Genomic DNA, 12,505 nt, shown 5'->3' with positions numbered 1-12,505 from the left:
TAAAAAATAAGAAAGAAAGTAAGCCATGCTCTGGGTCAAAGTTTTCCACATCCTGTTCGTCATGTCCTGGTTCGCTGGCCTGTTTTATATGCCACGCATCCTCGTCAATCTGGCGATGGATAACCATCCGCCGACGACAGAGCGCCTGCTGCTGATGGCGCGCAAGCTATATCGTTTCATGACGATATTGGCAGTGCTGGCATTGATCTTCGGTCTGTGGTTATGGCAAGGTTATGGCATAGGCAAGGGGTCGGGTAATGGCTGGCTGCATGCCAAGCTGACTTTGGTGATCTTGCTGATAGGTTATCACCACGCCTGTGGCAGCTTGCTGAAAAAGTTTGAGAAGGGCGTTAACAAGCGCAGCCATGTCTGGTTCCGCTGGTTTAATGAAGTGCCGGTGATTTTGTTGCTGGCGATATTGATTTTGGTAGTCGTCAAACCTTTTTAGGTTTGACGAGGTTTCGAAATACGGCTGACTTGGAGTGCAGAACTTCAGGCCAGCAATTGGCGGTGAATATTCACCATTGTTTTTTTAACGGATAAAGGGTACTCCTATGACGCGTTATTCTTATTTTTGCCCATGCCCACGTGGCCTGGAAATAGCCCTGGCTGAAGAGCTCGGTGAAATTGCAGCTCTGGATAAAACCATGACTGTCCACAATCAGGTGCCGGGTGGTGTGCATTGCTCAGGCAGCCTGCATGATGGCTGGCGTATCAATCTGCATTCACGCATAGCCTCGCGCGTGTTGATGCGTATGGCGCATTCTGGCTATACCAATGAAAACGATATTTACGACCTGGTGCTGGCCCAGCCCTGGGAAGACTGGTTTGGCTATCACCACACTATCCGTGTCGATGTCACGGCAGTCAAATCACCTTTGAAGAGCCTGGACTTTGCCACGCTCAAAATCAAGGATGCGATCTGCGACCGTTTCCGCGACCAGTTCACCCAGCGCCCTTCAGTCAATACCAAGAACCCTGACATGCGCATCGTCGGTTTCATGGATGCGCGCAATTTCACGGTGTATCTGGATATCTCTGGCGAGCCTTTGTTCAAGCGCGGCTGGCGTCTGGAAACTGGTGACGCGCCCTTGCGTGAAAACCTGGCAGCAGGCTTGCTGCGCACTGCAGGCTGGAAGCCGGGTACACCTTTGTTTGATCCCATGTGTGGTTCCGGCACTATCCTCATCGAAGCTGCGCAAATCCTGGCAGGCATACCACCAGGCCTGAAGCGTGAATTTGCTTTCGAAAAAATGCATCAGTTTGATGAAGATGCCTGGACACAGATCAAGGCCAGTGCCAAGCCACGTCCTTTGCCTGCAGAGCCAACGATTTTTGGCAGCGATATTTCTGGCGACATGATAGTCATGACACGCAATAACCTGAACAAGGCGGGCATACGTTTTGACGTGCCACTCAAGCAGATAGAAGCGCAGGAAATCAAGGCACCAACGACAGAGCCTGGCATCTTGCTGACCAATCCGCCTTACGGTGAACGTATCGGTGTGCGCGGTGACAGCACGATGGAAGAAGATGATATGGCCAAGGATTTCTTCAGCGCCTTCAGTACCACGCTGAAGCAGCGCTTTGCTGGCTGGAGCGTGTTCCTGTTCACGGCTGATCTGGGTTTGCCCAAGATGTTGCGTTTGAAAGAGTCACGCAAGACCCCATTCTTCAATGGCGCGCTGGAATGCCGTTTGTTCCGCTTTGATATGGTGGCAGGCTTTAACCGCAGGGAAGAAGCCAAACCCAAAGATATAGCTGAATAATTTTCATGCTATGGCAATAAGCTACTGAAAAAGCGGCCAGGTCTCAGCAGACCTGGCCGTTTTGCTTTAGGCTTGAGGCTTCACTTCAAGATTCTGCAAGGAGATGTAGTCATGGCACTGGAATCAACAGCAAAGCAACTGAATTTAAAAGACCCATCCTTATTACGTGAGCAGGCCTACATCAATGGTGAGTGGGTCACAGGTACCGCCAGTTTTGAGGTGAATAATCCTTCCACGCTGGCAATCTTGGGCACAGTACCCAATCTGGATGCCGGTCATACCGAGGCTGCCATCAAGGCTGCGCAAGTGGCCTTCCCGCTGTGGGCCGCAAAAACCGGCAAAGAACGTGCGACGCTCATGCGCAAATGGTTTGACCTGATGATAGAGAATGCCGACGACCTGGCTGCCATCATGACGGCAGAGCAGGGCAAGCCACTGGCTGAGGCCAAGGGTGAAGTCATTTACGGTGCGAGCTTCATAGAATGGTTTGCTGAAGAAGCCAAACGCGTATCTGGCGATGTCATGGCCTCAACCTGGAGCGACAAGCGTATGGTGGTCTTGAAGCAGCCTATTGGCGTCTGCGCTTCCATCACGCCTTGGAATTTCCCTATCGCCATGATTACGCGCAAGGTGGCGCCTGCAGTGGCCGCTGGTTGCTCTATCGTCATCAAACCTGCCGAGCAAACGCCCTTGTCGGCGCTGGCCATGGCAGAACTTGCACACAGGGCTGGCATACCGGCAGGTATCATCAATATCGTCACGGCTGACTCTGAGCAATCCATTGCTGTTGGCAAAGTCTTGTGCGACAGCCCGGTTGTACGGCACTTGTCTTTCACGGGTTCAACGCCGGTAGGCCGCATCCTCATGCGGCAATCGGCCCAGACAGTCAAAAAGCTGGCGCTGGAACTGGGCGGACACGCCCCTTTCATCGTGTTTGAAGATGCTGACCTTGATGCTGCCGTTGAAGGTGCGCTGCAATCGAAATTCCGCAATTCTGGCCAGACCTGTGTCTGTACCAACCGTTTTTATGCGCACGAATCGATTTACGATGCCTTTGTTGAAAAACTATCAGCCGGTGCTAAAAAGATCAAAGTGGGCGATGGCTTTGGTGCTGGCATCAACCAGGGGCCAATGATCGATGCACAAGCGGTAGCCAAGGTAGAAGAACATGTGGCCGATGCCTTGAAACAAGGTGCAAGCTTGCAGGCTGGTGGAAAATTGCTGGAAGCGGGCAAACTTTTTTATGAACCAACGGTGCTGTCGAATGTCACATCTGGCATGCTGATCATGAATGAAGAGACCTTTGGCCCTGTGGCCGCAGTCGTCAAGTTCAAGACTGAAGAAGAAGCAATTGTCGCCGCGAATAACACTGACTTTGGTCTGGCATCCTACTTTTATTCACGCGACATAGGCCGCGTCTGGCGGGTTGCTGAAAAACTGGAATACGGCATGGTGGGCATCAATACCGGCCTGATCTCGAATGAAGTTGCACCGTTTGGCGGCGTCAAGCAATCCGGCCTGGGGCGAGAAGGCTCCAAATACGGTATGGATGAATATCTGGAAATGAAGTACCTTTGTATGGGTGGCATCTGAATTTCATTTTGAACTTCAGCATGAACTGCGGCGTAAATTCCAGCCTGGTATTGGCTGCAGTTTTTTAGCCCCCAATTTGTAGTCCCATGCCTGATAGCTGCCACTGCTATCAGGCGCAACACTGAATTTGCCCATGTCCTCTGCAACCAAGATCAGCAATGCTGGCCTGGCGACCTTACTGGCTGCCCTGGCCATGCTTGGTCCGTTCTCGATTGATACTTATCTCCCTGCCTTCCCCAATATCCAGCAGACCCTGCATGCGAGTGCGCTGGAAGTGCAGCAAACCCTGACGGCCTATATGCTGTCCTTTGCCGTCATGACTTTATGGCATGGTGCATTGTCTGACGCATTTGGCAGGCGTAATGTGATTTTGGTGGCGCTGGCGGTGTTTGCCGTTGCCAGCTTTGGTTGTGCTTCTGTGCATAGCATTCATTACCTGTGGGGCTTCCGTATCCTGCAAGGCGTGTCTGCCGGGGCTGGCATGGTGGTGGGGCGTGCCATTATCCGCGATTTGTATGCTGGCGCACCAGCTGAACGCCTACTGTCTTTGGTCACCATGATCTTCTCTATCGCACCGGCGATTGCACCCATCCTCGGTGGCTGGGTAGTCAGTTTTAGTAGCTGGCGGGCGATTTTTCTGTTGTTGTTTGGCTATACCGTGATCCTGTGGTGGGCTTGCTATAAGCATCTGCCAGAGTCTCTGCCCATGGACAAGCGCCAGCCTTTTAGCGCAGAATTTTTATGGGTCAGTTACAAAAAAGTATTTAAATCACCACTATTCCATTTAAAGGCTGGCACCATTGCCTTTAATTTTGCGGGCCTGTTCCTGTATGTTTCAGCCGCCCCGGCTTTTATTACCCAGCATTTGCATCTGGGGCCAGATCAGTTTGGCTGGCAATTTGTGCCTTCCGTAGGTGGTATCTTTTTAGGTGCCCTGGCGGCCAATCGCCTGGCGGGCAAAATGACAGTCTGGAAACAGGTCAGCATAGGCTTTTGCTTTTTGATAGGCGCATCCCTGTTCAATGTAGTGTTTCATTATTTTTCGCCCCCCATTTTATTGTGGTCAGTAACCCCCTTGTTCTTTTATACCTTTGGCATGTCACTGGTTGCGCCAGGGGCGACCTTGCTGGTATTGGATTTGTTTCCTAATATAAGAGGCATTGTCGCCTCGTGTCAGTCGGCAACCGTCACCATGTTGGGCGCCGTCATCGCCGGTATGGTCGCGCCAGCCCTTGATCATTCTGTGCTGACCCTGGCGCTCGGGCAGTTTGCCTGTGCCGTCATAGGTGCCACCATGTGGTACACCGGACGTGCTTACTGGCGTGCCATGACCGCGCAAAAACAGAATGCCTGGGAAACTGTGGAATAAGTATTTTCACTAATTGTTCTAATGAAATATTTCATTTTGTCAATAAGAAGATATTTCATTTATAATAATACATAAATAAATTTCAAGTCAGTTACTTGAAATGCCAGTTACTGGCCTTATATGATTGGTGCTTTGCAGCAATGAGGCGAAATCGAGTGTCGTCAGCAGGTTTCCTTGATTTTGTGTACTATTCGTTCCGCATATGCAAATAAGATTTCCATCGTGTTCTTTTAAGCTGAACTTTATTAGAGTGTAGCTTTCTAAACACATTGAATTCATCAAGTTGTCACTTTTCGCAGGTATCGTGCCGCTTGTCATTGGATCTCTTACCGATTCAAGGCTGTAAAACACCTGTAATTCTGTTTTTACCGTGCTTGATATAAATTGGTGAAAACTTAACATTCATTTTTGGATACTAGATAATGAAAAAATCATTCCTCGCACTTGCTCTGATGAGTGCTTTCTCCGGTGCAGCGTTTGCTCAATCTTCCGTTACTATCTACGGTATCGTTGACGCTGGCTTCCAAAGTCTGGATAACGGCACACCTGCTGGCCGTTTCAACAAACTCCAGAGTGGTCAGGAAAACGGTTCCCGTCTGGGCTTCAAAGGTACTGAAGACCTCGGTGGTGGCTTGAAAGCCAACTTCGTTCTGGAAATGGGTCTGAACGTTGATGACGGTAGCTCTGCTCAAGGCCGTACATTTGGCCGTCGTTCTACAGTTGGCCTGTCTGGCGATTTCGGTACAGTAGATCTGGGCCGCGACAAGACTCCAACTTTCAAATTCTTCGACAACTTTGATCCGTTTGCATCTGGCTACATCAACAGCGGCAATGGTCTGTCCAATTTGTACTTCATTGGTGGCACAGCGACTGTAGCAGGCGCGAATGCTAACTCCGGTGGCCGTGCAAGTAATGCAATCTACTACTACACACCAGGCAACCTGAACGGTTTCTCTGCTGTTGGTCAATACGGTTTCGGCGAAGCCGCTGGCGATAACTCTGCTGGCCGTACTCTGGGTCTGAACCTGCGTTACAACGCTGATGGCCTGGATGTTGGTTACTCTTTCGTTAAAGATAACGGCCAAGCTGCTGCTAACGGTCCTATCAATGCACGTAAAGGTAACACTCTGGCTGTTGCTTATGATTTCGGCGTAGCTAAACCAGTCTTTATCTATCAAAAAGTGAGCGATGACGCTGTTTTGGCAGTTGATCAAAAGATCTTCTCCCTGGGCGTAACAGTTCCGTTTGATCCAACAAACAAAATTTTGGCTACTTTCACCAAAATCAAAGACTCTACTCCAGTTGCAGCTAACTCCGCTGCTACAGTTGGCGATGCTAAGCAATTCGCAATCGGTTACCAGTACACATTCTCCAAGCGTACTGACCTGTATGCTGCTTTCGCAAGCACAACACAAGATGCCAATTCCCAAAAAGTGGGCGCAGCAGTTAAAGGCGCTGACGTAAAAGAATTGACATTCGGTGTACGTCACCAGTTCTAATACGGTTCTTGTCTGGCTGGCTCAGGCCAGTTTGATTTGAATACGAAAGAGGCGCTATCTTCAAAGATAGCGCCTCTTTTATTTTAGTCTTACAGTAATTGTAATTTAGCAGCAGGCAAACGCTGACAGCAGCTTTGCGCAAGGTCTGACCGTATATTCCTGTCAGACCCGCCTGGGTTTGTTACAATGATTGAACATATATCGTTTCCGGGCTTCAACATGAAAATCACAAACAAATCTGCAATGCTGCTGATGTCGTTTTTGTTGGCATTCACAGCCGCTCAGTCCGCTTCAGCACAAGCACCTTCCAAGGCTGATGTGCCACCTCCGCCAAAAATGGAAAAACTGGAAGAAATCCCCGATCCCAAAGGCGTATCGGTGAGCAAGCCAGAACCCAGGACCAAAGTGACAGAAAAACGCGTCATTGGCGGCAAGGGTACAGAAGTACAAGTGAAGTCTGGCAAAAGCAATTACACAGTCAAAACCGATACCGACGTAGGCAACGCGCCTAAAGGTACGGTGCAGGGCGATGCCAATCGTGCGGCCCAATGGACCATACTTGAATTTGGCGGCAAGAAAGAAGTGAAAGAGGGTAATCCTCCTGATGTTCTGCCACCTGCTTCAAAATCTGCTGCTCCTGCCAGTTCTGCTATCGCAAAGTAAGTGCTTACAAGGTAGTCGCCAGGCATGCACTGAGCAAACCGGGCGGTAGCCAAGCATTGACGGTAAATATTCGCAGTAAGCATTCACTTAGTTCTCATTTTTTTATTGATATGGCAGTTTTTACACCGGTAACCCTGGACGATCTTGGCCCCTGGATGCAGCAATTCCCTTTGGGTAGAGCTTTAAGCATCAAAGGTATTGCTTCAGGCATAGAAAATAGCAATTTTTTCATCAATACCGAAGCAGGTGAATTCGTCCTGACGATTTTTGAAAATCTGAGCTTTGAGCAATTGCCGTTTTACCTGAAGCTCATGCGTCATTTGGCAGATCATGGTGTACTGGTGCCTGCGCCTATTGCCAATGATCAGGGTGAGCTAGTGGTCGCTCTGCATGGCAAGCCTGCCGCGATTGTCAGCAAGCTTGAAGGCAGCTCACAAATGGACCCGCAGTCTGTTCATTGTGCCGAGGTAGGTGCCATGCTGGCACGTATGCATGTGTCAGGTAAGGATTTCAGCATACAGCAACCCAATCTGCGTTCGCTGGACTGGTGGCATGAGACCACGCCAAAGGTACTGCCTTTCCTGTCAGATGAATTGCAGCATCTGTTGCGGGCCGAAGTACATTTCCAGGACGCTTTCGACAGCACGCCAATTTACCGTGCCTTGCCGCGTGGCCCTGTGCATGCCGACCTGTTTCGCAATAATGTGATGTTCGACGGCGAGCGCCTGACCGGTTTCTTTGACTTTTATTTCGCCGGTTGCGATACCTGGATTTTTGATGTGGCCGTAACCGTCAATGACTGGTGTATTGATGTTGCCACTGGCGTACTGGATGAGGCACGCGTGCTAGCCCTGTTGAACGCCTACCATGCAGTGCGCCCTTTCACGGAAGAAGAAGGCATTGCCTGGCAGCCCATGTTGCGCGCAGCGGCTTTGCGTTTCTGGTTGTCGCGTCTGTATGATTTTTACCAACCGAGGGATGCAGAAATGCTGACTCCGCATGATCCTACACATTTTGAGCGTATTTTGCGCCTGCGTGAATCGGGGCGTGTCCCGGCATTGCCTGTCAATACATGAAAACAGTAGATGCAAGGTCAGGCTGGACCTGGGTGACCCGGGGTTTTGCCTTATTCCGTCAACGGCCCGCAGAGTTGATCAGCTTGTTTTTCTTATGGATGATGCTGACTCAATTGCTGAAGTTCATTCCTTTAGCAGGGCAATTCCTGAGCCTGTTTTTGTTCCCGGTATTTTCAGTCGGGCTTATGCAAGCCTGTTTGCTGATCGAAAATGAGCAGAGAATAACGCCCAGCTTGCTTTTTATCGGTTTTAAATCTCAGCACAGGCTTGCTTTGCTGGGATCGGGTGTTTTCCGTATAGCTGCCATATTTGTAACGGGCTTACTTTCTGATGCACTGGCTGACGGAGATATTGAGGCCTTCGTAAAAATTATGCAAACTGCCGGGCCTATGGATGCGAATGCGCTGCAGCAAGCTTTTCCTTTCAAGGGTATTTTCTTTTCGGTCCTGCTGTACATTCCATTTGCAATGGCATTTTGGTACAGCGTTCCGTTGATGGTATGGCAGCGAATGTCGCTGATGAAATCCATGTTCTATAGCTTCTTCGCCGTGCTGCATTCCTGGAAAGCCTTCATTGTCTATATTCTTGGCTTGTATGGTGTGATGATACTGGTCAGCCCGTTTGCACTCATTTTTGCAGGAATAGATATTTATGTTGCAGCACTTATGCTTGCAGCATTGTCATTTCTTATTTTTGTTATCGCTTATTGCTCTTCTTATCCGACTTACACAGATGTTTTTGGTAAGCCGGATCAGGAAAGTCAGCCTGCAGCCTGATGTTCTGAGGGCAAGTCGAGATCTTCGATGATCTCAAAGCTATGCGTCATTTCTGCTGTCTTTTCCAGCATGATTGACGCAGAGCAGTATTTTTCATGTGAGAGCTTAATAGCGCGTTCAACCAGGTTAGGTTTCAACTGACGGCCACGCACAACGAAGTGGAAATTGATCTTGGTGAATACCTTGGGTTCAGTTTCCGCCCGTTCGGCTGTCAGCTTGACGTCACAGCCACGGATATCCTGTTTGCCCTTGCGCAAAATCAGCACCACATCATAGGCCGAGCAGCCGCCCGTTCCCAGCAATACCATCTCCATAGGGCGCGGCGCAAGATTGCGGCCGCCACCATCTGGTGCGCCATCCATTAATACCGCATGACCGGAACCGGTTTCTGCCAGAAAAGACATGCCGGACGACCCAGTCCAGCGTACTGTTGCTTCCATTCTTTACTCCCCAATGAATTAGAAAATACCGTCCTCAGATTGTAGCCTATTGCTCAAAATCGTGAACTTTTGCGAAAAAAACTGTGAATTACCTTGCACTGCACAATTTCTTATCCTATTATTGACTCATCGGTTAGTTAATAGCAAGTCTGTCAACTAACCTCGCAATTGTCTCCTCCACCTACTCCTTTGGTGGATTCAACCCGAAGCCAGTCTTCGGGTTTTTTTTGCCTGTGTTTCTGCAAAATTCCCACATGCTTGCTGCCAAGCCTGCACAAAAATTAAACAGTTCTTGCACTAAGTCTTTGAAAATACTATAATTTCCGACTCCCTGATCGCCCAAGGGAGAAGTGATAAGGACGAGTCTGCTGAAATTAATGGCAGAACCACCAAAAACACAGAATATTTGAGGGCGTTTTTAACTTTTATTAGGATTCAACATGAAAACCTTTTCCGCTAAGGGCCATGAGGTTCAGCGCGACTGGTTCGTGATTGACGCGACAGATAAAGTACTCGGACGTGTTGCCAGCGAAGTGGCACTCCGTTTACGCGGCAAACATAAACCAGAATTTACACCACACGTTGATACAGGCGATTTTATCGTTGTTGTTAACGCAGGCAAACTGCGCGTGACTGGTACTAAAGCTCTCAACAAAACATACTACCGTCACACTGGTTATCCAGGCGGTATCTATGAAACAAATTTCCAGAAAATGCAAGAGCGTTTTCCAGGTCGTGCACTCGAGAAAGCTGTTAAAGGCATGTTGCCTAAAGGCCCACTCGGCTATGCAATGATCAAGAAGCTGAAAGTCTATGCAGATGCAACACATCCGCACGCAGCTCAGCAACCACAAGTACTCGACATCTAAGGATTAGCCATGATCGGTAATTACAACTACGGAACTGGCCGTCGCAAGAGCGCAGTTGCTCGCGTATTCCTGAAATCCGGCAGCGGCAAGATCGTTGTCAACGGCAAACCAGCAAACGAGTATTTCTCTCGTGAAACTGGCCTGATGGTCATCCGTCAACCTCTGGAACTGACTAATAATCTCGAAACATTCGACATTATGGTTAACGTTCACGGCGGCGGCGAATCCGGCCAATCCGGTGCTGTTCGTCACGGTATCACTCGTGCACTGATCGACTACGATGCAGCTTTGAAACCTGAATTGTCCAAAGCTGGCTTCGTTACTCGTGATGCTCGCGAAGTTGAACGTAAAAAAGTTGGTCTGCGCAAAGCACGTCGCGCAAAACAATTCTCCAAGCGTTAATTTTTTATCGCTGGAAGCAAGTACTACAATTGCTGCAATTGTTACAAGAGAAAGCCGCCTGCAAGGGCGGCTTTTTTGCTTTGGAGCATGTAACGAGTTTTTTCAGTCGCAGCGACATGGACTCTTATGCTGCTAGAATAGCGTCAAAATTTCTTGCAAGGAAAGCATATGATCAAAATTGGCATCGTAGGTGGCACTGGATATACCGGGGTAGAATTATTGCGCATATTGGCCACCCATCCTCAGGCGCACATCACGGCAATTACTTCCCGTAAGGAAGATGGTTTGCCGGTTTCTGACATGTATCCTTCCCTGCGTGGCCGCGTCGATATCGCTTTTTCTGCGCCTGACAAAGCCAACCTCAAAGAATGCGACGTCGTCTTCTTTGCTACCCCGCATGGCGTCGCCATGGCACAGGCACCTGAACTGCTGGCTGCTGGCGTCAAGGTCATCGACCTGGCAGCCGACTTCCGCATGAAGAATGTGGCTGAATTTGAAAAATGGTATGCCATCCCGCACACCTGTACTGACGTACTGGAAGAAGCCGTGTATGGCCTGCCAGAGCTGAACCGTGCCGCCATCAAGACCGCCAGAGTAGTTGGCAACCCAGGTTGCTATCCAACCACCATGCAACTGGGCTTTGCACCGCTGCTGAAGGCGGGCATCATTGATGCAGGCAACCTCATCGCTGATTGTAAATCCGGTGTATCCGGTGCTGGCCGCAAGGCCGAGCTGGGCCTGTTGTTCTCTGAGACCAGTGACAGCTTCAAAGCCTATGCTGTATCCGGCCACAGGCATACTCCTGAGACGGTAGAGCAATTGCAGCGCATCAGCAAAGACCAGATTGGCCTGCTGTTCACGCCGCATCTGGTACCGATGATACGTGGCATGCATTCCACCCTGTATGCGCGCCTGAATACAGAAATCAGCAACGAAGATCTGCAAGCCCTGTTTGAAAACGCCTACAAGGATGAAGCTTTTGTTGATGTCTTGCCATTTGGCTCGCATCCAGAGACACGTTCCACCCGCGCTTCCAACATGTTACGCCTGGCTTTGCACAGGCCAAATAATGGCAATACGGTCGTCATACTGGTCGTGCAGGATAATCTGGTCAAAGGCGCATCCGGTCAGGCAGTGCAATGTATGAATCTGATGTTTGGCCTGGAAGAAACGACCGGGTTGATGCACGTGCCAGTGCTGCCGTAATCGCGCGGTCATGGCAAAGTCACGTCTGACTCCCAAGCGCTTTCTGGCGCCAAAAATGACGATTACGCATGAACGTCCATGGTCATCAAAAATGGCCATGGCTGGCATCGTCATTGCTGTTGCTGCCGGCATCGCTTGGTGGACTTATGATCTGGGCAAGAATTTTGCGTTTGGATCCAGGATCAGTGCTGACCAGGTCGAAGAACTCAAAGAAAAAATCAAGGAATTGACTGCCGAGCGTGACAAGTTGTCACTGGCAGCCAATACCATAGAGAGCACGGTCAATATCGACAAATCTACCCAAAAGCAGTTGACCGACCAGGTCAAGGCTTTGACGACAGAAAACCTCAAGCTCAAAGATGATCTGGCCTTTTTTGAAAGCCTGACGCCTTCTGCAGTCGGTGCCGAAGGTATCTCGCTACAGAATTTCAAGGTGGAAATACTCAGCCCAGGCCAGTTGCGCTATAGGGCGCTGGTGATGCAAGGCGGTAAAAGCGGCCGTGATTTCACCGGGGAAATGCAATTCAGCCTGAACTTGGTACAAGCGGGTAAACCTGCTACGATGCTGTTTCCCGATCCTAAATCGGGCGATGCCGGTAAGCTGAAGTTGTCATTCCGGCATTATCAAAGACTGGAAGGTACTATTACCTTGCCAGAAGGAGCTACGGTTAAAGGTGTGCAGGCCAAGGTATTATCGAATGGCCAGATCCGGGCTCAGCAAATGGTCAATTTATAGTGGTCAATCTAAGCGGTCAACTCATAAACCAGGCAAAGAAACGCTGCGCTTGCTAAAATAGCATTTCTGATATGCTGCGGCTTCTGGCTTATTTCCTCAAGAAGGAA

At 49.6% G+C, this 12,505-nt stretch carries 13 protein-coding genes; 12 read left to right on the top strand and 1 reads right to left on the bottom strand.

Going from position 1 to position 12,505, the window contains the following annotated elements; all coding sequences use genetic code 11:
- Positions 1-25 precede the first annotated feature (25 nt).
- From ACO0LL_RS03435 to ACO0LL_RS03400, 8 genes are all read left to right on the top strand, one after another.
- A complete protein-coding gene (locus tag ACO0LL_RS03435; protein ID WP_422949494.1) occupies positions 26-448 on the top strand; it encodes a CopD family protein in 423 nt (140 codons plus the stop codon).
- 106 nt (positions 449-554) lie between these two features.
- Positions 555-1,769: a THUMP domain-containing class I SAM-dependent RNA methyltransferase gene (locus ACO0LL_RS03430; protein ID WP_422949493.1), complete on the top strand. Its 1,215-nt coding sequence runs from the start codon at positions 555-557 to the stop codon at positions 1,767-1,769.
- Positions 1,770-1,880: 111 nt separating this feature from the next.
- A complete protein-coding gene (locus tag ACO0LL_RS03425) occupies positions 1,881-3,362 on the top strand; it encodes an NAD-dependent succinate-semialdehyde dehydrogenase (protein WP_422949492.1) in 1,482 nt (493 codons plus the stop codon).
- 133 nt (positions 3,363-3,495) lie between these two features.
- Positions 3,496-4,731 carry a multidrug effflux MFS transporter gene (locus ACO0LL_RS03420; protein ID WP_422949491.1) on the top strand — a complete coding sequence of 412 codons (1,236 nt, stop codon included), beginning with the start codon at positions 3,496-3,498 and terminating at the stop codon, positions 4,729-4,731.
- 422 nt (positions 4,732-5,153) lie between these two features.
- Positions 5,154-6,230, top strand: coding sequence for a porin (locus tag ACO0LL_RS03415; RefSeq protein ID WP_422949490.1), 1,077 nt, complete (start codon positions 5,154-5,156; stop codon positions 6,228-6,230).
- A gap of 219 nt (positions 6,231-6,449) precedes the next feature.
- Positions 6,450-6,893 (top strand): hypothetical protein, encoded by a 444-nt coding sequence (locus ACO0LL_RS03410; RefSeq protein WP_422949489.1) that lies wholly within the window; start codon positions 6,450-6,452, stop codon positions 6,891-6,893.
- Positions 6,894-7,003: 110 nt separating this feature from the next.
- Complete coding sequence (locus ACO0LL_RS03405) at positions 7,004-7,969, top strand: homoserine kinase (protein WP_422949488.1); 966 nt, start codon at positions 7,004-7,006, stop codon at positions 7,967-7,969.
- Positions 7,966-8,745, top strand: a complete 780-nt coding sequence (locus tag ACO0LL_RS03400; protein WP_422949487.1) for a BPSS1780 family membrane protein — start codon at positions 7,966-7,968, stop codon at positions 8,743-8,745. The genes ACO0LL_RS03405 and ACO0LL_RS03400 overlap by 4 nt, the downstream gene beginning before the upstream one ends.
- Here the strand turns inward: ACO0LL_RS03400 and ACO0LL_RS03395 are convergent.
- On the bottom strand, positions 8,730-9,185 hold the full coding sequence (locus ACO0LL_RS03395) for an OsmC family protein (RefSeq protein WP_422949486.1): 456 nt from the start codon (positions 9,183-9,185) through the stop codon (positions 8,730-8,732). The two genes, ACO0LL_RS03400 and ACO0LL_RS03395, sit on opposite strands and share 16 nt — an antisense overlap.
- Before the next feature lie 440 nt (positions 9,186-9,625).
- Between ACO0LL_RS03395 and rplM the strand changes: the two genes are divergently transcribed.
- From rplM to ACO0LL_RS03375, 4 genes are all read left to right on the top strand, one after another.
- Positions 9,626-10,054: a 50S ribosomal protein L13 gene (gene rplM, locus ACO0LL_RS03390; RefSeq protein WP_110255178.1), complete on the top strand. Its 429-nt coding sequence runs from the start codon at positions 9,626-9,628 to the stop codon at positions 10,052-10,054.
- Between the two features lie 9 nt (positions 10,055-10,063).
- Positions 10,064-10,456, top strand: a complete 393-nt coding sequence (rpsI, locus tag ACO0LL_RS03385; RefSeq protein ID WP_110255177.1) for a 30S ribosomal protein S9 — start codon at positions 10,064-10,066, stop codon at positions 10,454-10,456.
- Positions 10,457-10,624: 168 nt separating this feature from the next.
- Positions 10,625-11,662 (top strand): N-acetyl-gamma-glutamyl-phosphate reductase, encoded by a 1,038-nt coding sequence (gene argC / locus ACO0LL_RS03380; protein WP_422949485.1) that lies wholly within the window; start codon positions 10,625-10,627, stop codon positions 11,660-11,662.
- Positions 11,663-11,672: 10 nt separating this feature from the next.
- Positions 11,673-12,398 carry a DUF6776 family protein gene (locus tag ACO0LL_RS03375; protein WP_422949484.1) on the top strand — a complete coding sequence of 242 codons (726 nt, stop codon included), beginning with the start codon at positions 11,673-11,675 and terminating at the stop codon, positions 12,396-12,398.
- Positions 12,399-12,505 lie beyond the last annotated feature (107 nt).

It is taken from the genome of Undibacterium sp. TC4M20W (assembly GCF_049340245.1).
In the GTDB taxonomy this organism is placed as follows: Bacteria; Pseudomonadota; Gammaproteobacteria; order Burkholderiales; family Burkholderiaceae_D; genus Undibacterium.
The sequence above is the reverse complement of the archived record's forward strand: the minus strand, read 5'-3'. Positions and strand labels throughout refer to the sequence as shown.